Source organism: Enterobacter cloacae complex sp.6700776, from assembly GCF_048284255.1.
GTDB lineage: Bacteria > Pseudomonadota > Gammaproteobacteria > Enterobacterales > Enterobacteriaceae > Enterobacter > Enterobacter intestinihominis.
Genome location: NZ_JBLVYK010000287.1, coordinates 1 through 271 on the forward strand (window position 1 = coordinate 1; position 271 = coordinate 271).

Here is a 271-nt window from a genome sequence, read left to right on the forward strand (position 1 = left end):
AGCAGATGCTGGTAATTTACCTTCGGTACCCGCGACTGCAGGTACGCGTGATGGCGTAGATTCAAAACGACCTTCTCTGCGGATCATAGGGACAACAGCTGCGCCCCCAGCAATAACACCAGCAGCACCAACCCCTAATAATAGTTTTCTTCTCGAGATTTTCATCTATAACCTCAATAACAATCTTGTTTTTTATATAGTAAATAATTTCAAATTGAGATGATGATCTTATCATATATTTTGAAATTGTTAAGTATCGAAAGTATTTGTT

At 38.4% G+C, this 271-nt stretch carries 1 pseudogene; it reads right to left on the reverse strand.

The window, feature by feature from the left end:
• Positions 1-165: pseudogene (locus ACNQ0T_RS24280) on the reverse strand (FAD-dependent oxidoreductase); the annotation flags it as partial.
• Between the last annotated feature and the right edge of the window lie 106 nt (positions 166-271).